At 65.5% G+C, this 24402-nt stretch carries 20 protein-coding genes; 8 read left to right on the forward strand and 12 right to left on the reverse strand.

The genetic code is table 11. The features are described 5' to 3' along the window. Nucleotides 1-24 precede the first annotated feature (24 nt). The 8 genes from secD to D0T21_RS12685 form a co-directional block, all read right to left on the reverse strand. Nucleotides 25-1878 carry a protein translocase subunit SecD gene (gene secD / locus D0T21_RS12655; protein ID WP_116989507.1) on the reverse strand — a complete coding sequence of 618 codons (1854 nt, stop codon included), beginning with the start codon at nt 1876-1878 and terminating at the stop codon, nt 25-27. Between the two features lie 101 nt (nt 1879-1979). Further along, the gene (locus tag D0T21_RS12660) at nt 1980-4139 is read right to left on the reverse strand and encodes a peptidase domain-containing ABC transporter (protein WP_116989506.1); all 2160 of its coding nucleotides are present in this window, start codon (nt 4137-4139) and stop codon (nt 1980-1982) included. Between the two features lie 14 nt (nt 4140-4153). Then, entirely contained in the window at nt 4154-5422 is a 1269-nt protein-coding gene (locus tag D0T21_RS12665) for an HlyD family secretion protein (RefSeq protein ID WP_116989505.1), read from the reverse strand. Nucleotides 5423-5470: 48 nt separating this feature from the next. Further along, nucleotides 5471-5950 (reverse strand): hypothetical protein, encoded by a 480-nt coding sequence (locus D0T21_RS31700; RefSeq protein ID WP_147328099.1) that lies wholly within the window; start codon nt 5948-5950, stop codon nt 5471-5473. A 184-nt stretch (nt 5951-6134) separates the two neighbouring features. Beyond that, nucleotides 6135-6290, reverse strand: a complete 156-nt coding sequence (locus D0T21_RS32050; protein WP_158568001.1) for a hypothetical protein — start codon at nt 6288-6290, stop codon at nt 6135-6137. Nucleotides 6291-6538: 248 nt separating this feature from the next. Beyond that, nucleotides 6539-7369 (reverse strand): hypothetical protein, encoded by an 831-nt coding sequence (locus tag D0T21_RS12675; protein WP_116990039.1) that lies wholly within the window; start codon nt 7367-7369, stop codon nt 6539-6541. A gap of 48 nt (nt 7370-7417) precedes the next feature. Then, complete coding sequence (locus tag D0T21_RS12680; protein WP_116989503.1) at nt 7418-10105, reverse strand: TonB-dependent siderophore receptor; 2688 nt, start codon at nt 10103-10105, stop codon at nt 7418-7420. A 168-nt stretch (nt 10106-10273) separates the two neighbouring features. Further along, nucleotides 10274-11908: a methyl-accepting chemotaxis protein gene (locus tag D0T21_RS12685; protein ID WP_116989502.1), complete on the reverse strand. Its 1635-nt coding sequence runs from the start codon at nt 11906-11908 to the stop codon at nt 10274-10276. A 419-nt stretch (nt 11909-12327) separates the two neighbouring features. Between D0T21_RS12685 and D0T21_RS12690 the strand changes: the two genes are divergently transcribed. Both D0T21_RS12690 and D0T21_RS12695 read left to right on the forward strand, forming a co-directional pair. Next, on the forward strand, nt 12328-13176 hold the full coding sequence (locus tag D0T21_RS12690) for a TauD/TfdA family dioxygenase (protein WP_158568002.1): 849 nt from the start codon (nt 12328-12330) through the stop codon (nt 13174-13176). 5 nt (nt 13177-13181) lie between these two features. Then, entirely contained in the window at nt 13182-14546 is a 1365-nt protein-coding gene (locus D0T21_RS12695; RefSeq protein WP_116989500.1) for an MFS transporter, read from the forward strand. Here D0T21_RS12695 and D0T21_RS12700 read toward each other — a convergent pair. The 3 genes from D0T21_RS12700 to D0T21_RS12710 form a co-directional block, all read right to left on the reverse strand. Then, the gene (locus D0T21_RS12700) at nt 14543-15442 is read right to left on the reverse strand and encodes a helix-turn-helix domain-containing protein (protein WP_116989499.1); all 900 of its coding nucleotides are present in this window, start codon (nt 15440-15442) and stop codon (nt 14543-14545) included. The two genes, D0T21_RS12695 and D0T21_RS12700, sit on opposite strands and share 4 nt — an antisense overlap. A gap of 63 nt (nt 15443-15505) precedes the next feature. After that, nucleotides 15506-16282: an alpha/beta hydrolase gene (locus D0T21_RS12705; RefSeq protein ID WP_116989498.1), complete on the reverse strand. Its 777-nt coding sequence runs from the start codon at nt 16280-16282 to the stop codon at nt 15506-15508. A gap of 40 nt (nt 16283-16322) precedes the next feature. Continuing rightward, complete coding sequence (locus tag D0T21_RS12710; protein ID WP_116989497.1) at nt 16323-17231, reverse strand: LysR family transcriptional regulator; 909 nt, start codon at nt 17229-17231, stop codon at nt 16323-16325. Between the two features lie 102 nt (nt 17232-17333). Between D0T21_RS12710 and D0T21_RS12715 the strand changes: the two genes are divergently transcribed. From D0T21_RS12715 to D0T21_RS12735, 6 genes are all read left to right on the forward strand, one after another. Beyond that, a complete protein-coding gene (locus D0T21_RS12715; protein ID WP_116989496.1) occupies nt 17334-18695 on the forward strand; it encodes an MFS transporter in 1362 nt (453 codons plus the stop codon). Between the two features lie 158 nt (nt 18696-18853). Beyond that, nucleotides 18854-19798 carry a 3-hydroxyacyl-CoA dehydrogenase NAD-binding domain-containing protein gene (locus D0T21_RS12720; protein WP_116989495.1) on the forward strand — a complete coding sequence of 315 codons (945 nt, stop codon included), beginning with the start codon at nt 18854-18856 and terminating at the stop codon, nt 19796-19798. A 14-nt stretch (nt 19799-19812) separates the two neighbouring features. Further along, entirely contained in the window at nt 19813-20595 is a 783-nt protein-coding gene (locus tag D0T21_RS12725) for an enoyl-CoA hydratase-related protein (protein ID WP_116989494.1), read from the forward strand. Between the two features lie 39 nt (nt 20596-20634). After that, the gene (locus D0T21_RS12730; RefSeq protein ID WP_116989493.1) at nt 20635-21543 is read left to right on the forward strand and encodes a 3-hydroxyacyl-CoA dehydrogenase; all 909 of its coding nucleotides are present in this window, start codon (nt 20635-20637) and stop codon (nt 21541-21543) included. 10 nt (nt 21544-21553) lie between these two features. Beyond that, a complete protein-coding gene (locus tag D0T21_RS32055) occupies nt 21554-21706 on the forward strand; it encodes a hypothetical protein (protein ID WP_158568003.1) in 153 nt (50 codons plus the stop codon). Between the two features lie 246 nt (nt 21707-21952). Beyond that, the gene (locus tag D0T21_RS12735; RefSeq protein WP_116989492.1) at nt 21953-22801 is read left to right on the forward strand and encodes an AraC family transcriptional regulator; all 849 of its coding nucleotides are present in this window, start codon (nt 21953-21955) and stop codon (nt 22799-22801) included. 6 nt (nt 22802-22807) lie between these two features. Here the strand turns inward: D0T21_RS12735 and D0T21_RS12740 are convergent, their stop codons facing one another. Further along, nucleotides 22808-24256, reverse strand: a complete 1449-nt coding sequence (locus tag D0T21_RS12740) for a TolC family protein (protein ID WP_116989491.1) — start codon at nt 24254-24256, stop codon at nt 22808-22810. Nucleotides 24257-24402: the final 146 nt, after the last annotated feature.

Genomic DNA, 24402 nt, shown 5'->3' on the forward strand with positions numbered 1-24402 from the left:
AGTCCGGCCATTATCCACCACAAACTACTTGCCGCGCCATACGGTCCCGATAGCCAGCGACGACAGCTTCTTGCGCCGCCCGTACCACAGGTTGACCACGCCACGCGACACGAACACCGCCGAGAACATCGACGTCAAGATCCCCAGGCAGTGCACCACGGCGAAACCGCGTATCGCCCCGGAGCCGAACACCCACAGCGCCACGCCGACGATCAGGGTGGTGACGTTGGAGTCGAGGATGGTGGCCCAGGCGCGGTCGAAGCCGGTGGCGATGGCCTGCTGCGGCGTGGCGCCGGCGCGCAGCTCCTCGCGGATGCGTTCGTTGATCAGCACGTTGGCGTCGATCGCCATGCCAAGCGCCAGAGCGATCGCGGCGATGCCGGGCAAGGTCAGCGTCGCCTGCATCCGCGACAGCAAGGCCAGCAGCAGCAACAGATTGCAGGCCAGCGCCAGCACACTGAAGAAACCGAACAGCATGTAGTAGCCGATCATGAACACGGCAATCGCGGCAAAGCCGTACATGGTCGAATGCAGGCCCTTGGCGACGTTCTCCGCGCCCAGTTGCGGGCCGATGGTGCGCTCTTCGACGATCTCCATCGGCGCCGACAGCGCGCCCGAGCGCAGCATCAGCGCCAGGTCGGCCGCATCCTGCGCGCTGCCGACGCCGGTGGTGCGGAAGTGGGCGTTCAGCTCGCTGGTCAGCGTGGCCACCGAAATCACTTCCGGCTTGCCGGTCTTCTCGATCAGCACGATGGCCATGTGCTTGCCGACGCGGTCGCTGGTGGCGGCCGACATCTTGCGTCCGCCCGCCGTGTTGAGGTCGATGAACACGGCCGGTTGCTGATTCTCGTCCAGGCCGGCGGTGGCGCTGGTGATGTAGTCGCCGGTCAGCACCAAGTCCTTGTACAGCACGGTAGGCGCGCCCCGCCCCACCGTGTACAGCTGCGAGTTCAACGGGATCGCCGCGCCCATTTCCGTGCCGCGCGTGATGCTCTCGTCGACCATGCGCACTTCCAGCGTGGCCGTGCGGCCAATGACGGCGCGGGCCCGCGCCACGTCCTGCTCGCCGGGCAGCTGCACCACGATGCGGTCCGGCCCCTGCTGCTGGATGATGGGCTCGGCCACGCCCAGCTCGTTCACGCGCTTGGACAAGGTGGCGATGTTCTGCGTCACGCCATCGTTGATGGTCTGCTTCAATGCCTCAGGCTTCAGCGTGACGACGATCTTCAGCTGCGCGCCATCGCTCGCTTCGGCCAGCAACAGCTCTGGACCCTGGCCGGCGATCAGGTCTTTCGCCTTCTGCCGCGTGGCCTCGTCGCGGAAGCCGATCTCCAAGGTATCGCCGACGCGCGCTATGCCACTATGAAACACGGCCTTGTCGCGCAACACGCTGCGCACCGACGCCTGCACGCCTTGCAGCTTCTTGTCCAGCACGGCCTTGGTGTCGACCTGCATCAGGAAATGGACGCCGCCACGCAGGTCCAGGCCCAGGTACATCGGCAGCGCGTGCAGGCTTTGCATCCACTTCGGCGTATCCGCTTGCAGGTTCAGCGCGACCAGGTATTGCGGATCGGCGGTGTCGGCGTTCAGGCTTTTCTCCAGCACCGACTTGGCGCGGAACTGGGTATCGGGATCGGCGAAGCGCGCACGCACTGCGGCGTGGTCGCTGTCATAGGCGATGCCGGTGCTTGGCACTTGCGCTTGATTGAGCGCGCTCTCGACCTTGCCGGCCAGCTCGGCGCCAACGCGCACGCTGGTCTTGCCGCTGCTGATTTGCAGCGCCGGCGACTGGCCAAAATAATTGGGCGCGGTGTACAACGCGCCCAACAACACCGTGATCACAATCACGATGTACTTCCACAACGGGTAACGGTTCATCTTAAGCACTTTTTAAGAAATGACCGACCTAAGCTGTGGCTGCTTGAACCTATTACAAGCCCAACAATTAATTATTTCTCATGTCCGCCGGCCGCATTCGTTCAGGCCACTTGTTTGGCCGACTCCTGATACAGGTCGGCCACATCTGAGTCGTGGACAACCTTGCCTGCCTGGAGGGCAATCACCCTGTTGGCTGATGCGATCGTCTCCGTACGATGCGCGATGATGATCCGGGTGATGTTGAGCGCTTTCACGGCGACGTTGACCTCGTGTTCCTTCGCGATATCCAGATGGCTCGTCGCTTCGTCCAGGAACAGGATCCTGGGTCGCTTGTAGAGGGCGCGAGCCAGCAGCACCCGTTGCTTTTGTCCGCCCGACAGGACGGTGCCCATGTCGCCGACCAGGGTGTTGTAACCCATCGGCATCGCGGCGATTTCAGGTGCGATCGCGGCCAGGCGCGCACATTCATCGACCCAGGCCTGATCGGCGTTCGAATCGAAGAAGCTGATGTTCTCCGCAATCGATCCGGCGAACAGCACATCGTCTTGCAGCACCGTTCCGACCATCCGGCGCAAGGTCTCGCTGCCGACGTGCCGGACCTCGATCCCGCCCACCGTCACCTTGCCATCGGTCGGCGGCAAAATGCCAAGCAACACATTCATCAGGGTGGTCTTGCCGCAACCGGAGGCTCCCACGATCGCCACCGATTCGCCCGGCGCGATGCGAAAACTCACCTCATCCAGCACCCATGCCTCGTGTTCGGCATAGCGGTAGCGCAGCTTGCTCACTTCGATGACAGGCTCCAGGCCGGCTGCGTCCATCACATGCGTGCCAGTCATGGATTCGGGCGCCGTGAGGACGATGTCCGCCAGGCGCTCGCCCTGCAGGCGAAGCATCTTTAATTCGAAGACCTTGTCTATCAGCGAACCGACCCGGCTATCGAACTGTCCCTTGTAGGCGTTAAACGCCATCAAGACGCCGACGCTGAAATCGCCGTCCAGGACCATCTTCGCGCCCAGCCAGATGATCAGAATGTTTTCGATACCGAACAGCACGCCGTTCACGGTCCGGTACAGCAACGTCAGCTTTTGCGTGCGGATGTCCGCGTTGATCTGGTCGACCAGCAGCGTCAGCCAGTTGGCGCGACGCTCATCTTGGCGTTGGAACAGCTTGATTGCCTTGACTCCCCGTACAGTCTCCAGGAAGTGACTCTCCTGCTTGGCAGCGTGGACGATCTGCTCCTCCGTCGCGCTGCGTAGCGGCCGATACCAGGCCCAACGCGAAAGCGCATACAGTATCATCGTGCCGACCGCGATCCAGCCCAGCGTCGCGCTGTAGATGAACATCACGATCAGCGTCACCAGCGACATGAAGCCGTCGAGTATCGCCTCCAGGAAGGAAGTCGTGAGCGTATGCTGGATCTGGTCGACCGTACCGAAGCGGGACACGATATCACCCAGGTGGCGCTTTTCGAAGTACTCGACAGGTAGGCGGATCAGGTGGGTGAAGACATTCGCACGCCACTGGACGTTGAGCGTGGTTGCCATGTACATGATGACCCAGGAACGGATGGCGCCGACAGCTTGCTGCATGAGCATCAACAGACCGAAACCAAGAGCCAGCGTCGTCAATAGGTCACGGTCGCCCGACACGATGACGTTGTCGATCACCCATTGCAGGAAGAATGGACTGATCAAGGCAAACACTTCGAGCGACGCCGCCAGTATCACGATCTGGCTGAATGAACGCGCGAGGCCCGACACGTGGCCCATCATCGAACGCAGTCTGATCGTTTGCACCTGCACCTGCGGCTCAAAATTCTGGCTCGGCCACAGCTCGAGCGCCACCCCGGTAAATGCCGCGGAAAACTCTGCCATTGCGATCTCGCGTACGCCCGAGGCAGGATCGTGAATGGTCATGCTATGGGCGCCCACCCTCTTCAGGACCACGAAATGGTTGAAGTTCCAGTGCAGGATGCACGGCAGCTTCAACCTGTCGAGGTCTTCGAGGTCCACTCTCAGCGGACGCGATTCCAAGTCCAGCTGACTAGCCATCCTGATCAGGTGCGCGAGCGTGGCGCCCTTGAGCGAAATCGGGAAGCGCCGGCGAAGCGTCGCCAGGTCGGCCCGGAAGCCGTGGTAGCCCGCAACCATGCCGAGGCAGGCAAGGCCACATTCTGTGGCCTGGGTTTGTAGAATGACGGGCAGCTTGCCGCCATATCCAAATTTGATGCTACTGAAAATATCACTAAGTAAGCGCATGCCGGGTATCTCAATCAAAGTTTGCCGCTGAGGCTATACAGCGGTTCGAGTACCCATTCGTAGAGACGGCGCTTTTCCTGCAGGATGTCGGCCTCGAGCGTCATGCCGGCCTGCAGCGGCTGGGGACGGCCGTACGCCTGAATCGTTTGCCCGGAAATCTTCACTGTGACGCGGTACAGTGGCTCGCTGCCACTCGCCGGTCCGGAAAAGCCGCTCATGCCGAACAGGTCGCTGCCGGAGAGCGCGACCTTGGCCGCGTGCGCGACCGTTCCTTGCGCTTGGCCGAATTTTTGGTATGGATATGCTTGGTAGCGCATCAATACCTTGTCGCCGGGACGGACAAATCCAATGGCACGGCTGGGGGCGTACAGGTAGGCCTGCATGGTCGCGCCCACCGGGACGATGCTGACCAGCGGCTTGCCGCCGTCGACCGTCTGGCCAACCTCGGCCATGACTGCCGTCGCGATGCCTGACTCCGGAGCCGTAATTTCGAGCCTGCGCTTGGCTTCGCTCTCGGTAAGTTCCTGGCCTACGCTCATAATCTCCCGTTCGATCTGTGCCAACGTGTTCTGGTGGCGCAAGGGCATACTCTCCAGGTCGCTGCGCTGGCTGGCCAGGTCGCGCCTGACACTGATACGGTCGCGTTCCAGCGATTGCAGGCGCGCACGCTGATCCAGCAAGTCCGCCTGCCGCTGCTGCAGTTGTTCCCTTGAGATGAAGCGCTGGGCCTCGAGGTCGCGCATTCGTGCGACGGCTTCCTCGGCCAGCTTGACACGGCTGGCCTGGCCCTCGATCTGGCTGCCGATCTTGGCTATTTCCGAGTCCAGGCCGCCGATGCGTTTCACCGTAGCATTGCGCTCGTCTTCATTCAGCCTGCGTGTTTTTTCAAGCGCATTTTTCAGCGAGTCGCGCCGTGTACTGACCTGGCTGCTGATCGTCTCCTGCACACTCCCCTGGGTATCGCTGCGCCTCTCGCTCGACAGCACATAGAGCACGTCGCCCTGTTTGATGACTTGCCCCTCGACGACATTCTTTTTCACGACAATGCCGAACTGGGGCACGTAGATCTTGACCAAACCAAGATCGGGAACAAGTTGCCCTGTCACGGTCGAGCGTTTGGTGTAGGTCCCGAAAAACAGGAATAGCAACACGATCACTGCGCACAGGCAGGCCAGCAAACACAGAAAAGTGAAAGCAACTGGACGAATTAATACAATATCGCCGAGCCATTTAATCTGGCGTGCGTTCAATGCTTCCGTGCGGTACAACTGTCTATTACTCATAAAGGAACTTGCCCTAGCCTACCAAAATAAAGCATACACGCCGCAACATTAATCAGACAGCACACCGGATGAATATCTGTGCAGCATGCGAATTATAAAAACCGGACCTTTCAGCATCAAAGTCATGTCGGACTCCGTCATGAGTATTTCATTCTCTTCCCATTTGAGCGGCGCTGGCAATTTAGATTGAAATATAGTCTCTCCATCACTTCTTGACATAATATTGTAACCCTGCTTTTTGATTTTTTTTGCCAAAAACTCTTTCATTGCGGCGCATCTTTCCGGAGAGCCGGCCGCAATGTAAAATCTTGCTGGCAGCGTCATTCTCAGGACAACTGACGATCCGGCAAATGCGAGCAATAGAGTTATTGGCTCGGCGACAGGTTCACCAAAAAATATTAAACCTGCCTGAAAAATCAGGAAACCGATCAAAGTGGCAGCAATATACGACCCCAACTGTCGCATGGACTGAATTGCGAAAATTTTTAAAAACAGCGATCCTAATAATTCAATTTTTGAAATTTTCATTTTGTGAGGCGCATGCCTGGCAGTAAAGTTGAAAGGGGCAAACGCCCCTTTCGTGCAACCCATCAAACAACAGCGATGGCTTTCACCTATACCGAAATAGTATAGTTTGCAAAGAGTCAGGGCGGCGGCGGATTACCGCGGCGCAGCAAGTAATATGCCAAAGCCGCGCCGGCCATCGCTCCGATTACTGCTCCGGCAGGACCGAGAAACGCTCCCGCACCGAAGCCTTCGGCAACTCCGGCGCCGAAAGCGGCACCTGCACCCGACGCAGCACGCGACAAGCCAGCACCGACGATAACATCGGCGGCACCAGCACCTGACACTTCTCCAATTTCAGCAATACTTAATTCGTACATTGAGTGACCTCTCATATTTTTTGGTTTCGATTTAGATATTTACAGCTCGGATATATGCGACAGCTTCCAAAAAACATTAAAATTAAAGTTTCCCAGTCAGTATTTCATACCATCCGGTTACTCGCTCATCAGCGGTAAATGCTCACCTCCTCCCCGCGTTAGGCATATTGAAAGTCGCGATACGCTGCGCGACACCGTCGTCGATGGCAGCTTTTGCAAGCCCGACATTTAATTATTTTTTCACGGCCTCCGCCTGGCTGTATTTGCGGAACTGTTCGCGCATATGGCGCAGCTTGGCGGCCACGCTGGCGTCCTGCATCGCATACAGGTCCAGCCGCGCGGCGTAATCTGGCGTCATCATCCAGCCAAAGATTTCGGCCTTGTCCTCTTCCTGGCCGTAGCTGGAATACAGGCTGACCACGCCGGGCTTGGCGTGGCCGACGTCCTGCAGGTTCTTGCCGTAAAACGTGGCGCCGCCCTTGCCGTAGGTGAGCCCGGCCGGATTGAGCGCCAGCCACGCCGGATCGGCATGGTAGTAGTCGTTGTGTTCGCGGTAGTCGATGAAGTGGTAGAACTCGTGATGCACGCGCATCTCCATGCCGGCCGGGCACAGCTTGGCGCTGTTGTCGGCGTAGGCCACGCTGTCGACCTCGGCCATCGGCATCGCCAGCCGGCGCTGGCCAGCCACCGCCAGCTCCTTCACCAGCACGATGTTGTGCAGGCGGACATTGGCGAAGAACGAGGCCGGATAACGCTCCAGCCCAGGGAGCACCACACTCAGCAGACGATGCAGGCGTACCCGATCCGGCTCGCTGTCGGTGAAGGCTTCGGCGGTCGCGCCTTCGCTGTTCAGCTCCCACTGCGCGCTCAGGTTCAGCGCGGCCAGGCGGCGCGCGGCGGTCTCGCGCAGTTGCGCCAGCGTGGCATCGGCCGGCGCCACGCTCGGGTATTGCAAGTCCCAATGGCATTCGACGCGCAAGGCATCATTGTTGTGATCGATTGGCGCGACGGTGCCGCAGGCCGACAGCAGCAGCGCACTCAGCGCAAGAAGAATTCTGGACATGAAAAAACTCATAAAGCGGCGCCGGCACTGGGCCGGCGCCTGGGTTGCTTACTTGAACTTGTAGTTGGCGGTCAGCTGCACGTAGCGGCCGAGCTGGCTGTGGTAGGCGGTGCCGTAGCCCTGCAGGTAGGCCAGCTGGCTGGCGTCCATCGGCGCCTCCTTGTTGGCCAGGTTCTGCACCGACAGCGACAGCTCCAGGTTGCGGAATCCCTTGTAACTGACATAGGCGCTGGCCGTCAGCCACGAGTGGACGTCGCACAGCTGCGGGTTCGCCGCCTCGAACGAGCAGGCCACCTCCGGCGAACTCTTGACCGAGTAGCCGCCCACGTAGCTCCAGTTGAGGCTGGCGTCCCACGGGCCGCGATCCCAGGCCACGCCGGCGCGGCCGCGGTTCTTCGGCTGCCCGTAGTAGCCGACGTAGTCGACCGGATCGTTGCCCGGCACATCGGTGCTCATGTAGCTGTTCATGCGGTTGTAGCTGGCGGTCAGCGAGACGCGGCCCCAGTCGCCCACGGTGAAGCTGCCGCGCGCGTCCACGTCCACGCCGCGCGTCTCGGTGGCGGACAGGTTGGCGGTGATCAGGCTCAGGTGGTCGAGCTTGCCGCTGACCGGATTGCGCACGATGCGGTCCGCATACTGCGCCTCATGCTCCAGCAGGTAGCTGGCGCGGATGGTGGACAGCTCGTCGCGCCGCTTGATGTTGTACGCGTCGACCGACAGCGACCAACCCGGCACCGGCTCGGCCACGAAGCCCACCGTCAGGCTCTTGGATTTCTCCGCCTTGATGTCGGGATTGGCCCCGGTGGTGAAGGCCACGTAGCGTTCGCAGTCGTCGTTACCGGCGGCGAACACCGGGCAGCGCTTGGGATCGAGGATCTTGGTGTAGCCGTTGGTGTTCCCGGCGTGCAGCTCCGGCAGCGACGGCGCGCGGAAGCCCTCGGCATAGGTGCTGCGCAAGGCCAGCTGCGGCAGCGGGCTCCATTTGACGCCGGCCTTGGGCGTGAAGGCCGAGCCGAAGTCGCTGTAGCGGTCGGTTCGCGCGGCCAGGCTCAGCTCGACCGACTTGTGTACCGGCGCCGACAATTCGCCATATGCGGCGGTCACGCTGCGCGAGCCGTTGGAGCCGGTCATGCTGATCAACTGGATCGAGCCGTCGGTGAACAGCGGGTCTGGCGTGGCGTCGAATTTCTCGCGGCGGTACTCTGTGCCGATCGCGATCGACAGCGGCCCGCCCGGCAGCGTGAACAACTCGCGGTTGCCATGCACGTCAACGCTGCTGGTGCTGGTGTCGGCGTGGTTGTTCAGCTGCGGATACAGGCGCGCCATCAGCGCCGGATCGTTGCCGCCAGGGTTGTGCAGCTGGAAGCTGTTGCGCACCAGGCCGTCCGCGTCGAGCACGTCGTTGATCAGCACCTTGTCCTGGATGTAGCCGCGATAACGCGTGTCGACCAGCGAGCGCGAGAACATCGCCGCCGCCTCCAGGTCCCACTTGCCCAGCGTGCCGCGCGCGCCCAGGGTGGCGCGCATATTGCGGCTCTCGCTGCTGATGGTGGTCGGCACGTCGTTGAAGACGTAGCGCACGCCCACCGTCTGGCCCCATTTGTTCTGCGGATGGCCGGCCGGCAGCAGCAGGTAGCTGATGGTGGTGCCCGGCGCGTTGCCGTACAGGCCGTGCTTGTCGAGCAGGTCGTTGGTGTAGGCGCCGTAGGAATTGGTGGCGTAGCTGTACATGCTGGACGCCTGGCGGCTGCGGCTGAGCGCGGCGTCGCCGAACATTTCCCAGCCCTGCCCCAGGTCGTAGGTCAGCGCGCTGTAGACGTTGTCGCGCTGGCTCTTCGATTGCAGCGTGACGGCGCTGGTGTTGTCGTTGACGCAGCGGCCGTTCAGCGGCGAGCTGGCGTCCACCAGCGCCGGGCAGTCGCCCAGGATGCCGAGGAAAGTGCCGCCGTTGGTGCCGGACGCGGTGTAGACGTTGCTGGAGAACGAGGAGCGGCGGTCGGCCAGGCCGAAGCGGCGGAAGTCGGCGTCCTTGGTGCGCGGACGGGCGTTGACCAGCACCGGGCTGGTGTCGCGGTGGGACAGGCTGAGCAGCCAGTTGTAGCCGTCCTGCGCCAGCGTGCCCTTGCCGTAGGTCAGGCCGATGTCGCCGGTGTTGCCGTCGTGGTAGGCCGAGGTGCCGCCGGAAACCTTGAGCGCCAGGCCCTCGTAGTTCTTGCGCAGGATGATGTTGATGACGCCGCCGATGGCGTCGGCGCCGTAGATCGCCGAGGCGCCGTCCAGCAGCACCTCGATGCGCTCGACGGCGTCGACCGGGATCGAATTGGTGTCGACAAACGAGGCCGAGCCGAAGCCGAACGGCGCCACGCGGCGGCCGTTGATCAGGGTCAGCGTGGCGCCCGCGCCCAGGCCGCGCAGCGAGATGCCGGCCGAGCCGAAGGCCTGGCCCGGCGTGCCCTCGGCGGTGTAGCCGCCGGTATTGCCGGCCGGCAGATCGCGCAACACGTCGGTGATGGTGGCCGCGCCGGAACGGGCGATCTGCTCGGCCGTGATAACCTGCACGGCGGACGCGGTCTCGGCGTCGACACGCTTGATGCGCGAACCGGTGATTTCCACGCGCGGCGGCGCGGCGGTGCTGGCGGTGCTGGCTTCGGCGCTGGTCTGGGCGGCGGCGGTCAGGGGAACCGCGCCGGCGCACAACAGCGCGACGGCACGAACGATAGGGCGAATAGGCGACATGTGACACTCCGTGGTATGACAGTTTGGTGAAATACTGCAACTGTCACGGAGTGTGTTTTGTCGCCGCGCTCAGGTCACGGACAGGACTGCTGTTTTGGTACTTTCCTGCTTGCATTCCCATGCCGCAGTGCAAACTGTGGGGCGCTGACCACGGCAGCGCCGGGGATGCTAACGCACCGCGCTGCTCAGTGCCGGCCACTTGGCCGCGCGCGACGAGCGGGCCGCCGGCGGGCCGCCGCGCGCCCCATCCTTGAGCCGGAACACGCTCACCAGCTGCGACAGCGTGGCGGCCTGGTCCTGCAAGCCCTGCGAAGCCGACGCGGCCTGCTGCACCAGTTCGGCGTTCTGCTGGGTCACCGTGTCCATCTGCGAAATGGCCTGGTTGACCTGCTCGATGCCGGCGCTCTGCTCACGGCTGGCATGGGTGATCTCCGCCATCACGCCGGCCATGCTCTGCACGCTCTCCAGCACCTCGTTCATGGTCGCGCCGGCCTGGGCCACCAGCTTGCTGCCGATGTCCACCTGCCCGACCGATTCGCCGATCAAGTCCTTGATCTCCTTGGCCGACGCGGCGGAGCGTTGGGCCAGGTTGCGCACCTCGGTCGCCACCACCGCGAAGCCACGGCCCTGCTCGCCCGCGCGGGCCGCCTCCACCGCCGCGTTCAGGGCCAGGATATTGGTCTGGAACGCAATGCCGTCGATGACGGCGATGATGTCGGCGATCTTGCGCGACGAGGTGTTGATCGCGCCCATCGTATCGACCACCTGCGCCACCACCGCACTGCCCTTCTGCGCCACGCTGGCCGCCACAGTGGCCAGCTGGTTGGCCTGGGCCGAGTTGTCGGCGTTGTGGCGCACGGTCGAGGTCAGTTCCTCCATCGAGGCGGCGGTTTCCTCCAGCGAACTGGCTTGCTGCTCGGTGCGCGAGGACAGGTCCAGGTTGCCGGCGGCGATCTGGCCGGAGGCGCTGGCGATCACGCCGGTCGCGCCGCGCACTTCGCCGACGATCTTCTCCAGGTTGTCGCGCATGGTGCGCATGCCGAACAGCAGGCTGCTGGTGTCGCCGGCGCGAGTCTCGACCGTCACACCCAGGTCGCCGGCGGCGATCTGGCGGACGATGTCGGTCGCATAGTCGGGCTCGCCACCCAGGCTGCGCGTCAGCCAGCGCGTGATCAGCAGCGCGCCGGTGGCGCCGAACACCACACTGCCGGCCACCAGCGCCAGGATCCACAGCCGCGAGGAAGCGTAGCGGAGGTCGCCGTCGACCGCCTCCTGCTTGCCGCCGTCGGTGTAGAACTCGACCAGCTGGTCGACCTGGCCGCGCAGGGCCACGATCAGCTTGTTCGATTCGCCGCGGATCAGCGCCTTGGCCTGGTCGTCGTTGTTGACGCGGGCGGCGGCGCGGATCTTGGCGTCCTCCTCCATGTAGCGCGCCCACAGGTCGACGAACTTGGCGTACATGGCCTTTTCCTCGGCGGTACTGGCCAACACCACGTAATCGTCCTGCATTTTCTTCAGGTCGACCAGGTCCTTGGCGATCACCTGGTCATATTTATCCATATCCGCCGCGGCGGACGAAATGATGTACTGCAGCTCACGGGTGCGGATGCGGGCGATCTGCGACTTGATGTCTTCGATCACCCGGATGCTGGGCATCCAGTGCGTCGAAAACCGCTTGGACGTATTATTAACCTGGGATAGCTCCCAGACGGAAAATACCCCCACCAGCACGGTCAAAGCCAATACCAGGGAGAATGCCAGCCCTAGTTTTTGCGCCAAACGTAGAGAATTAAACCATTTCATTATGCTAGTCCTTCAACGTTTAATTTGATAGTAACTTCCGCAAATCGGCGTGTGGCAGCTTCAAATCATAACGCATCGTGAGCCCGGCAAGCAGCAGGCTTTTCCGCACTGTTGACGATTCGCAACACCTTGTTTTCAAAGCATTTTCATAATGACAAAGACGGAAATTATAGTTTCCGACGCTCATTAAAAACAACAGATGAAGCCGTCGCCCGGCATTAGAATATCCCACTCCCCCGCCGCCCTCCAGGTCTTAGACAAAAGGAATTATTATGCCCACGTCATTGAATAAAAGTGAGAATGTCACTATTTCTCCCGCTGATATATCTTGGGGCGGCGATTTAAATGCGATATATGAAATACTGCGCAGCCGTTTTAGTGATTTCAATGAAAACGGATTTTATGCCCACCCGGAGGAAGTGGCCCTGCGCGCCGAGCTGGGCGAGGTCGGCGCGCTGCGCCGGCTGACGCGCCAGCTGCGCGGCCTGGGCACCAACGGCGTGGCGCTGACCGGTCTCGGCCTGCACGGCCTGAGCGAAGAGCGCCGCAACGCCGCCCTGTACGCGATCACGCTGATGCTGGGCTACCCCACCTCCACCGACCAGCGCACCGGCCGCGTGGCCTGGGACGTCAAGTCGCGGCCGCAGGCGCACAGCGACGCCCGCTTCACCACCTTTTCCGAGCGCGTCGGCAGCGCCGACATGCACACCGACTCCTCGTTCTATCCGATGCCGGAAGAGCAGTTCATCCTGTACGTGGTGCAGGCCGCCGATTGCGAGGGCGGCCATTCGCTGCTGATCGACGGCGAGGACATTTACCAGACCTTGCAGCAAACCGCGGCCGGCCGCGCGGCCTACGAACTGCTGAGCAGCGCGCCTGTACCGTTCCGCGTGCCGGCCGTGTACGCCGCCGGCGAGACTTCCATCGAACACCATGTGGCGCCGGTGTTCGGCCCGCCGCGCCGCGACGGCGACCGCTTCACGCTGCGCTGGCGCTACGACGCCATCCAAAAAGGCCTGGCCGCGCGGCCCGACCTGAGCACGCCGGCGCTGGTTGAGGCGCTGGCGCTGATGAACGAGGTGGCCGAGCACAGCGCGCCGCGCTTCAAGCAACAGTTGGCCACCGACACCCTGCTGTGGGCCGACAACCATCGCATGCTGCACGGCCGCACCACCTACGTGGACGAACGCCGCCACCTGATCCGCATCCGCATGTCCGACGTGCCGAACGCCGAGCGCATCGGGCCATCCGGCGTGGTGCGCGATTGAGCGCGATGGGCGGCTGCGCCACGGCAGAGACCGGCCTGCCGCCGGCCGAACGCCTGTGGGCCATGCTGTCGCTGATGACCGGCGTGGCGCTGGCTTCGCTGGACACGGCGATCGCCAACACCGCCTTGCCGGCCATGGCGCAGCAGTTGCAGGCGACGCCGGCGGCGTCGGTGTGGATCGTCAACGCCTACCAGCTGGCGATGGTGGCGACGCTGCTGCCGTTCGCCGCGCTGGGCGAGATCGCCGGCTACCGCCGCGTCGCGCTCGGCGGGCTGGTGGTGTTCACGACGGCCTCGCTGGCGTGCGCGCTGGCCTGGTCGCTGCCTTCGCTGGTGGCGGCGCGGCTGCTGCAAGGCGTGGGCGCCAGCGCCATGATGGCGGTCAGCACCGCGCTGATCCGCGCCATCTACCCGCCCGAGCGCCAGGGCCAGGGCTTCGGCACCAACGCGCTGGTGGTGGCGGTGGCGTTCGCGGTGGGGCCGACGGTGGCCTCGCTGATCCTGTCGCTGTCGTCCTGGCCGTGGCTGTTCGCGATCAATGTGCCGCTGGGCGTGCTGGCACTGAGCGCCGCCTGGCAGGCGCTGCCGCAAACGCCGCGTGCGGCGCATCAGGTCGACCTGCTGGCGGCGCTGTACAACGTCGGCGCCTTCGGCCTGCTGATCCTGGCGCTGGGCGACGCCGCCCACGGCGCCGCGCCGCAACGGCTGCCGGCCGAGATCGCCGGCGCCGCGCTCTGCTGGGTGCTGCTGCTGCGTCGTCAGCGCGGCCATGCGGCGCCGCTGCTGCCGGTGGATTTGTTCCGCAATCCGATGTTCGCGCTGTCGGCGCTGACGGCGTTCTGTACTTTCGCGGTGCAGGGATTGGCCTTCGTGTCGCTGCCGTTTTTCTTCGAGCACACGCTGGGCCGCTCGCCGATCGACACCGGTTTCCTGATGACGCCGTGGCCGGCGCTGGTGGCTGTGATGGGGCCGGTGGCAGGCCGGCTGAGCGACCGCTACAACGCCGGCACGCTGGGCGGCATCGGCCTGGTGCTGCTGAGCGCCGGTGTGCTGCTGTTGAGCGGGATGGCGGCCGACGCTTCGGTGTTCGACATCGGCTGGCGCATGGCGCTGTGCGGGGTCGGCTTCGGTTTCTTCCAGGCGCCGAACATGAAGGCCATCATGGGCAGCGCGCCGCGCGCGCGCTCAGGCAGCGCCAGCGGCATTGTCGCCACGGCCCGCCTCAGCGGCCAGGCCACCGGCGCGGCGCTGGTGGCGTATTGCTTCACGCTGTCGGATACGCGCGGCACGGTGTACGCGCTGCTGGTGGCGGGCGGCTTCGCCGCGCTGGGGGCGGCGGTGAGTTTCTCGCGCCGGCTGCTGAGGAATTAGTTTCCGCGCTGCTGGCGGAACCGGGCCGGCGGCGTGCCGAAATGGCGGCTGAAAGTGCGCGACAGATGGCTGGCGTCGTGGAAGCCGCAGGCTTCGGCGATGTCGGCCATCGCCCGGCCGCCGGCCAGCAGCATGGTGCGCGCCTGCTCCAGCCGCATCTTCATCAGGTAGCGGTGCGGCGGCAGGCCCAGCGCCAGGTGGAACTCACGCGAGAAATGCGCCTCGCTCATGCCGCACAGCGCCGCCAGGTCGCGGTTGCTGACGCCGGTGGCCAGGTTGCCGCCCATGTGGGTCAGCACGCGCCGCAGGCGTCCGCCGCCCAGGGTGCTCGATTGCGGCGCCGTGGCGGGCCGGCTGTAGTGCTCCAGCAGATAGCTCAGAAGCGCCACCATCAGGCCGTCGCAGTACTGCGATTGCAGCGGGCCGGCCATGGCGTCGCCGTTGAGCATGCGGCGCACCAGCTCCATCACATGACGGTCCGAGGTGAATTGCTGGGCGCCCAGGCTCAGCGGAGTTTCGCGCTGCGCGTTCAGGTTGTCGATCAGCGCGGCCGGCACGAACAGGTTGACGATGTCGCAGCTGCTCAAACGGCTCCACTGGCTGGAGCCGCTGGGCGGACAGATGCGGAAACGCTCGGCCGCAATCACCCCGCCCCACACCGGCTGGCCGTGCAGCCAGATGCGGGCGTCGACCGGCTCCAGCATGATGGCGATGCGGTAATCGTTGGGGTGCGAGCTGATGGTCTGGATCATCGCGTCCGGCTGGTTGCTGCTCCAGCGCACGATCGAAGCCTTGGAGCTGGGCAAGGGGCCGATGCAGGTGTGCAGCGGCGTGTGCACGCCGCTGCGCAGGAACCAGTCTTTCAACACTTCGGTATTGTCTATCGCGGTACCCATGGGCTCGTCTCGGCATATGGCGGAGCGTCGATTATCGGGGGCGCCAGTCTTGATGTCAAATCATCAATTGACAGGATTGTGCATCCAGGCCGACATCCGGTCGACCACTTCTTGCTCCTGGCCAATGTAGGCATGGTAGTGGTAGCTCTCGCAAGGGTCGCCGGTGGGGTTGGTGCCGCCGGTGATCATCATCAGCTTTTTGAGCGGGGCGTTTTTCAGTCCCTTCATGATCCAGTCCACTTCGTAGGGACGGCAGATCGCGCAGGCGTCGCTGGCGTGGTGCACCACCAGCACCGGCAATTTCAGCGCGGCCAGGTTTTGCGTCGGCACTGCGCCCTCCTTCTTGAAGGCGGTCACGCTGGAGGTCAGCACCAGGCCGGCGATGCCGGGATCGTCCACGCTGGCGATGGCGACGTAGGCGGCCGACACCGTGCCGCGGCTGGTGCCGACCAGCCACACCGGCGCCGGGCTTTTGCCGCGCACGAAGTCCAGCGCGGCGCGCACGTCGGCCAGGTGCTTGGGATTGACGCGGTCGCCGTAGTCGAGCGCGGGGGTGTCGCTGGCCAGGCCGAAGATGGCGACGTTGAACCCATCGGCCAGAAACAGCGCCACGCTGCGGGCCAGGAAGTTGTGGCTGGTGGGCTTGCCGTCGACCACCTTGCCGTAACCGCCGTTGCCGCCGGTGAACAGGAACACCGTGGCCTTGGCGCCCTCCTGCGCTTCCCAGTAGACGCTGGTCTCCACGCCGGGGCGGGTGGGAATGCGGAAAGTCTGGCCTTCGGCCAAGGCGCCGCCGCACACCGCGAGCAACAACGTTATCCACCAACGAAATCGAATCATTACCCGCTCCTCAGCTCAATGTTGATTAACCCGTCCGCCATCACGGTATCACGCCAAAGCGCTCCACCACGAAATCGACAAAGCTGCGCAGCTTGAGCGACATACGGCGGTCACGCAAATAGATCAGGTTCAGCGGGCGCACCGGCGCCGCGTACGCCGGCAACACGCGTACCAGCTGGCCGCCCTCCATGTCGCGGGCCACCATGATTTCCGGCAGCATGACGATGCCCATGCCGGCCAGCGCCGCCTGCCGCAAGGCTTGCGCGCTGTCGATCTGCACCCGCCCCGAGATCGGCACGCTCAGCTCCCCTTCCGGACCGGTCATGCGCCAGGCTGCCTGCGCCGAGCGCCATTCGGATCGCGCGGAATAGGTGTACGGCAGGCAGTCGTGCGCAGCCAGATCCGGTGGATGCAGCGGCACGCCGCGCGCCGCCAGATAAGCCGGCGAGGCGCAGATCGCCAGGCGGTACGGCGCCAGCGGACGCGCGACCAGGTCGGGACCGTGCGGCGTGCCCAGGCGGATCGCCGCTTCGTAGCCGTCCTCCGCCAAATCGACCACGGCATCCGTGATGGCCAGGTCGAGATGTACTTGCGGATAACGCCGCGTGTACTCGGCCAGCGCCGGCACCAGGCATTCCGTGCCGAACGTCGCCGAGGCGGTGATGCGCAGCCGTCCGCGCGGGCTGGCCTGGGTTTCCGCCGCCAGCGCGTCGGCATCCTCGACCAGGCCCAGGATCTCCATGCAGCGGTCGTAATAGGCTTTGCCGAACTCGGTCACATTTTGCCGCCGCGTGGTGCGGTTGATGAGGCGCGTGCCGAGCCGCTCTTCCAGCGCTTGCAAATGATTGCCCACCATCGTGGGCGACAGTCCACACTCGGCGGCCGCCGCCGTGAGGCTGCCGGTATCGACGACGCGAACGAAAAGAGTCATTGCCTTGACGATATCCATTGCCAAATTTTTCTAGGTAGTCACCAAACAAAATGGCAGTTTATATAATTTTTATAGTCAATACAATGAGGCCATCGCAATCACTCCCATGGACCCGCTCGTATGCTCTCCACCACCTCCGCCAAGCTGACCCTGCTGGCCGCCAGCCTGGGCTTTGCCCTGGTCATCCTCGACGTCACCGTCGTGAACGTCGCCCTGGAAAGCATCCAGGCGGCGCTCGGCACCAGCGTCACCGGATTGCAATGGATTGTTAATGCGTACACCCTGGTGTTCGCCAGCCTGCTGCTGACGGCCGGCGCGCTAGGCGACCGCTACGGCGCCAAACACATCTTCGTCACCGGCTGCGCGCTGTTCACGGCGGCCTCGGTCGCTTGCGGCATGGCGGGCGGCATGGGCACGCTCATCGCCGGCCGCATGGCCCAGGGCTTGGGCGCGGCGCTGTGCGTACCGACCTCGCTGGCCCTGCTCACCGCCAGTTTTCCGGACGCCGCCGCCCGCGCGCGCGCCGTCAGCGTCTGGGCCGGCGTGGGCGGGCTGGCGCTGGCGGCGGGACCGGTGGTCGGCGGCGTCATCGTCGATCGCTGCGGCTGGCCCGGCATCTTCCTGCTCAATCTGCCGCTGGGATTGGCGGCGATCTGGCTGATCCTGCGCCACGCGCCGGCCAGCGCGAAGACGCCGGAACGCGGCCTGGATCTCGCCGGGCAAGCGCTGGCGGTCTTGGCGCTGGGCGGCCTGACCTTCAGCTTCGTCGAGAGCGGCGCGCTGGGCTGGACGCATCCATTGGTGTTGTCGGGCTTTGCCTGCATGCTGGTGGCGGGCGCACTGTTCCTGCTGGTCGAGGCCAAGGGCGCCGATCCCATGCTGCCGCTGGCCCTGTTCCGCGCGCCGGCGGTGAGCGCCACCTGCCTGGTCGGACTGCTGACCAACTTCGCCTACTACGGACTGATGTTTGTGCTGAGCTTGTTCTTCCAGTCGGCCAAGGGCTATACGCCGTTGCAGGCGGGGCTGGCCTTCTTGCCGATGACGGCGCTGGTCAGCATCGCCAATCTGGTTTCCGGACGGCTGGCGGCGCGCTACGGTCCGCGGCTGCCGATGGTGGCCGGGCAAGCGCTGGCCGCCAGCGGCTATCTGGCGTTGAGCGGCATCGACGGCGGCACCGGCTACGGGCGCATCATGCTGCCGCTGCTGGCGGCCGGCGTCGGCGTGGCGCTGACCGTGCCGGCCATGACGGCGGCCGTGTTCGCGGGCGCGCAGCGGCAGCGCGCCGGCATCACCTCAGGCGTGCTGAACGCCGCGCGCCAGACCGGCGGCGTGATCGGCGTCGGCGTATTCGGATCGCTGGTGGCGGGCGGCGCGGCACAGCTGCTGGCCGGCATGCAGGTGGCGCTGATCCTGGCGGGCGTGGCGCTGGGCATCGGCGCGGTCGTCAGCTTTTCAGGCATACGCTTGCGGCCAGTTGCGTAACTGAACGGCATTACGCCACCGCACAGGCGTTTTCAGCACTTTCCCGATACGTGCGCACGTATACGAAAGACGCGCACCGGCGCCGCCCCTACTATCGCCTCAAGCTGCCGCCGGAGATCCGGCCGCCATCTCCACTCCGCACACATGAGGAACGCACCATGGTCAAGTCTATCCAACGGGTCGCCATCATCGGCACCGGCACCATCGGCGCCAGCTGGGCCGCACTGTTCCTGGCACGCGGCCTGGACGTCACCGCCACCGACATCGCGCCCGGCGCCGAAGCCCGCCTGCGCCAGTACATCGACCAGGCGTGGCCGGCGCTGGAGCGGATCGGCCTGGCCGAAGGCGCCGACCGCCAGCGCCTTCGCTTCACGGCCAACCTGGCCGAGGCCGTCGCCAGCGCCGACCTGGTGCAGGAAAACGGCCCCGAGCGGATCGACTTCAAGACCGCGCTGTACGAACAGCTGGACCGCCTGCTGCCGGCCGAGGTGCTGATCGCGTCGAGCTCGTCCGGCCTGACGATGTCGGCGATCCAGGCCGGCTGCAAGCTGCACCCGGAACGCTGCGTGATCGGCCATCCGTTCAACCCGCCGCACCTGATTCCGCTGGTCGAGATCGTCGGCGGCGCGCGCACCTCGGAAGCGACCATCACCCGCGTGACCGCCTTCTACGACGGTCTGGGCAAGCGCACCGTGCGGCTGCGCAAGGAAATGCCGGGCCACGTCGCCAACCGGCTGGCGGCGGCGCTGTTCCGCGAAATCGTCTACCTCGTTTCCGAAGGCGTGCTCGATGTCGCCGATGCCGACACCGCCGTCTGCTGGGGACCGGGCCTGCGCTGGGGCGTGATGGGACCGTCGCTGCTGTACCACCTCGGCGGCGGCGCCGGCGGCATCGAACACTTCTTCGACCAGTTCACTGGCCCGCTGACCGCCATGTGGCGCTCGCTCGGCGATCCCGTCATCACGCCCGAGGTGCGCCGCCTGATGATAGCAGGCGTGCACAAGGAAACCGACGGCCGCTCGCTGGAGGCGCTGGCCGCGCAGCGCGACGAAGCGCTGCTGAGCCTGCTGGCCGCGCGCGCCGGCGAATCAGCCCGCCCATGACAGGAGCCGCCCCCATGCCGCACTACGACAACGTGCTCTACCGCACAGCCGGCAGCATCGCCTACATCACGCTGAACCGGCCCACCGTGCTCAACGCGCTGAACCAGGCCACGCTGGCCGACCTGCTGGCCGCCTTCGACGCGGCCGCCGCCGACGCCGCCGTGCGCGGCGTGATCCTCAGCGGCGAAGGCAAGGCCTTCGCCGCCGGCGCCGACATCGGCGAGCTGGCCGCGATCGGCGCCGTCGAGGCCCAGCGTTTCACCCGCTACGGCCAGCACGTGTTCGACCGCATCGAACGCCTCGGCAAGCCGGTGATCGCCGCCGTCAACGGCTACGCCTTCGGCGGCGGCTGCGAGCTGGCCATGGCCTGCACGCTGCGCATCGCCTCCGAGCGGGCCGCGTTCGGCCAGCCCGAGGTCAAGCTGGGCGTGCTGCCCGGCTTCGGCGGCACCCAGCGCCTGCCGCGCCTGGTCGGCGCCGGACGCGCGCTGCAACTGATCCTGAGCGCCGCCACCATCGACGCCGAAGAAGCGCGCCGCATCGGCCTGGTCAACGAAGTCGTCCCGGCGGACGGGCTGATCGCGCGCGCCGAAACCATCCTGGCGCAAATCACCGCCAACGCCCCGCTGGCGGTGCGGCTGGCCACCGAGGCCGTGCTGCGCGGCCTGGACACCACGCTGGCGGACGGCCTCGCGCTCGAGGGCGCGCTGTTCGCCGTGTGCGCCGCCTCCGACGACAAGCGCGAAGGCACGCAGGCCTTCCTCGCCAAGCGCGCGCCCCGCTACGCCGGCCGCTGACCGCCGCCATCCACGTCTCCCCATCCCGAGGATCTCACCATGCATGACGCTTCCCCCTCCCCCGCCGACGGCCTGCTGTACGTGCTCGACCTCAGCGGCGGCCGCATCCTGTCGGTCCAGCCCGACGGCAGCGACCGCCGCACGCTGGCGCTGAACTGCCGCCTGCCCGACGGCATCGCGGTCGACGCCGAGGCCGGCCATCTCTACTGGACCGACATGGGCATCCCCAACCAGAACGACGGCGCCATCGAGCGCATCGACCTCGACGGCGGCAATCGCCGCACCATCGTTCCCTGCGGCGTCACCTTCACCCCCAAGCAGCTGCAGCTGGACCGGCGCAACCGCAAGCTCTACTGGTGCGACCGGGAAGGCATGCGCGTCATGCGCTGCAACCTCGACGGCAGCGCCGTCGAAACGCTGGTCCAGACCGGCGAGGGAGCGTCCGACCGCGCCGACCTGGACCGCTGGTGCGTCGGCATCGCCGTCGACGCCGTGGGCGGCCACATCTACTGGAGCCAGAAAGGCACGGACGATGGCAACCGCGGCCGCATCTTCCGCGCCGGCATCGAACTGCCGGCGGGCGAATCGCCGGCGGCCCGCAGCGATATCGAACTGCTGTACGACCAGCTGCCGGAACCGATCGACATCGAACTCGACCTGCGCCGGCGCCAGCTGTACTGGACCGACCGCGGCGAGCCGCCGCGCGGCAACACGGTCAACCGCGCCGCGATGGATGCGCCGGCGCACGGCCCCCGCCCGGCTCCGGAAATCCTGTTCGGCCACTTGATGGAAGGCATAGGCATCGCGCTCGACCTCGACGGCGATCGCATGTTCATGACCGACCTCGGCGGTTCGGTCTACGCGGCCCGGCTCGACGGCTCGGAGCGCAAGACCTTGCTGTATGCACAGGGCAACCTGACCGGCATCGCCTACGTGGCGGCAGGATGAATGCACCGCTGTGAGCCTGACCGACCAGGCACAACAATCCAGCCACGCCGCCGCCATCGGCACCCCTGACAACATCCATCCCATCTACAAACTGCGCCCGCTGCTGCTGCACCTGGAGGCGGCAGCAGCGGCGCCCAACGCCTTGCGCCACGGCGCGCCATGACGGCGATGCGACCGCTACGCCATTGTCCTCATTTGTCACGCGAATTGTCCGAAACAGCACTCCCGGTCCGATGCGGCCAGTGGGAAAATCCAGACAACAACTGTTGAACTGCAACCCAGCAGGCCAGCCCACTACACAGGAATATTCCATGCGCCAGTGTCCACAGACGCTACTACGAGCCACCCTGCGGCCTCGCCACGGTACCGGTACCGCTACCACCATCACCAGCGGCAGCGGAGTCCTGTCATGAGCGCATGCGTGGACGAGCGCCCATGCGGACAACAGCCGCTGCTCGAAGCCCAATGCAGCTGCCTGCGCATCCGCATCGGCAAGGCCCCGGGCGCCGGCGAGCGCACCCAGCACGAGCATGAAATCGCCGCGCCGGGCATGCACGCCTCGGCCATCCTGACCTATCGCGGCGCGCGCGGCGAACCGCAGCAGATCAAGGTGTCGGACCGGCACGTCTGCATCATCCCGGCCGGTCACGCCCACACGGCCGCCTGGACCGCCGACGCCCAGCTCACCAGCATCACCGTCAAGCCGGCCTTCCTGCGCTCGCTGGCCCAGGCCAACGGCCACCACGGCTACGAGATCGCGCCGCACTATGCGTCGGTCGATCCCTTCATGTGGCATATGGCGCGCTCGATCGAGCAGCAGATGCGGAACCGGCGCGAGCTGGAACAGTCCTACCTGGAGTCGGTCGCCATCGTCATCGGCCAGCATCTGCTGAGCACTTACAGCGACACGCCGGCGCCGTCCCCGGCGCCGGGTGGACTGCCGCGCTACAAGATCCGCCGCGCGGTCGACTACATCCGCGCGCACCACCAGGACGACATCGGCTTCAAGGACATCGCCGGCCAGCTCGACATGAGCCCCTACCACTTCGCCCGCATGTTCAAGCAGTCGACGCGGGAATCGCCGCACCAGTTCATCATGCGCTGCCGCATCGAGTCGGCCAAGAAGATGCTGATCGAAAGCGACAAGAGCATCGCCGACATCGCGTTCGAAGTCGGCTACAAGAGCCAGAGCTATTTCACCACGCGCTTTGCGCTGCTGGTGGGCATGACGCCGGCCGCCTTCCGCGGCGCCCGCTAGCCGGGCTCACTCCACTTCCATCAGGTCGCCGCTGGCGAAGGACAGCACGGCGCGCGCGGTCAGCAGGTCGGCGCCGGCCTCGCCGTCGGTGCTGCGAGCGCGCGCCAGCAGGGTCATCGCCGACTGTAACTCGGGCATCGTGGCCAGGCCCTGACGATAGCTGGCCAGTGTCGCATCGAAGGAGCGCGACGCCGCCGCCAGCAGCGCGGCGCTCGATTCGCGCCGCCGCTGCGCCACCGCCAAGTCGTGGTAAGCCTTGACGACCTCGTGCACCACCTTGTTCTTCACGCCGTCCAGCTGGGCCTCGGCCGACTCCTGTTTCGACTGCGCCGAGCGCAGCTCGTTGCGCCGGATCTGGCCATCGTAAAGCGGAAAATCGAACACCAGGCCGACGCCGTACACCGGCTGGTTGACGACGGACCAGTCGCCGCCGTCCGAGCGCGAGCGGCCCAGGTTCTGGCCGGCATGCGCCGCCAACAGCAGCTTGGGGCCGTATTCGCTGCGCGCCTGGCGCACCGCCGCGTCGCCGGCGCGCACCTGCGCCAGCGCGGCCTGCACTTCCGGCCGCGACGCCATCGCCCGCTCGACCAGCCGGGCGACGTTCTGCGGCGACGCCGACAACGGCCCCGGCGTCGCCGGCAGCGCGATGCACAGGTTGGCGTCCGGCCGCGTGCCGGCCGTCTCCAGCAGCGCCATGTAGGCGTCCTGCGCGGCGGCGCCGGCGGCCTCCATCTGCAACTGCGCCTCGGATGCCTGCGCGCCCGCCTGCAGGGCCTCCGGCGCCGTGCCCAGGCCGCGCCGATGGCGCGCCTGCGCCAGCTGCTCGACCGCCTGCGCGCTGTGCAGCGCATCCTGCGCGGCCGCCAGACGCTCGGTCTGCGCCGACAGGCGGTAAAACTGCTGCGTGATCTGGATCGTCACGCGCCGGTGCGCCGCCGAGAAACCGAAATCGGCGCTGGCCAGCTGCTGGCCGGCCCGGTCCAGCACGGCCTCGCGGCCGCCGCCGTCGTACAGCAGCCACTTCAGCGTCAGCGCCGGCACCAGCGCCTCGGCGTCGGACTTGAAGTAGCCGTTCGGGTTCAAGCTCTTGGGCAGCGGAAAGGCCGAATGCTCGTGCAGCGCGGCGGCGCGGGCGGCCAGGATGGGGCCGTACTTGCTGCGCGCGATGCCGAGATTGAGCGCCGCCTCCTCCGCCTGCGACCAGGCCACGCGGGTATCGGTGCTCTGCTTCATGCCGATGGCGATCAGCTCGGCCAGCGCCAGCGGCGCGCCGGCGACCGGCGCGGCCATCGCCGGCGCGCCGCAATACACATGCGGCTCCGCCGCGATCATCGATGCGATGAGGGCGTCGGCGGCGCGACCGGGCGACGCCGCCTGGATGGCGATGGCCGATGCGCACAGGACACGATTCAAAATCGACACCGGAGCGGTGCCTTGGTATGGAGTGCGCGGCATGAAGATCCAGGCAGGGTGAGTGAAAGAATTTCCAGTGTAGCGAGCTTGATCGCCTGCACCGCAGGTCGGCGGAAGAAATGCGCAAGCCAGCAAAAGAAAACGCACAATTCCTCAACGCCGGCGCGGACATGGATGCGATGATGCCA

It is taken from the genome of Duganella sp. BJB476, from assembly GCF_003416895.1.
GTDB lineage: Bacteria > Pseudomonadota > Gammaproteobacteria > Burkholderiales > Burkholderiaceae_D > Rugamonas.